General features: G+C 33.9%; 1 protein-coding gene. It reads left to right on the top strand.

Translation table 11 applies throughout. The annotated features are described in order from the left end of the window. Positions 1 to 40: 40 nt before the first annotated feature. Positions 41 to 239, top strand: a 199-nt coding sequence (locus RYX56_RS25010) for a helix-turn-helix domain-containing protein (RefSeq protein ID WP_317124473.1), incomplete at its 3' end; no start/stop codon positions are given.

Genomic DNA, 239 nt, shown 5'->3' with positions numbered 1-239 from the left:
ATGGCATCTTAAGTTTTCAGTATCCTAAGGAGAGGAAAGAATGAATAAACGACAAATTGAATTATTAAAGTTTCTCATTAAACAGGTTGACTGGATAAAGGGGAACGTTCTAGCTAATCAGCTAGGGGTTAGTAGTAGAACGATTCGGACAGATATTCAAATGATTAATTCTATTTTCTCGAAAGACAACAAGGAGTTAATCCTTTCTTCAAAGCAGAATGGTTATCTGTTATCAGATA

It is taken from the genome of Alkalihalophilus lindianensis, assembly GCF_032843265.1.
Taxonomy (GTDB): domain Bacteria; phylum Bacillota; class Bacilli; order Bacillales; family Bacillaceae_D; genus Alkalihalophilus; species Alkalihalophilus lindianensis.
Note: the sequence above shows the minus strand (reverse complement) of the source record. Positions and strands in the feature narration are given on the sequence as shown.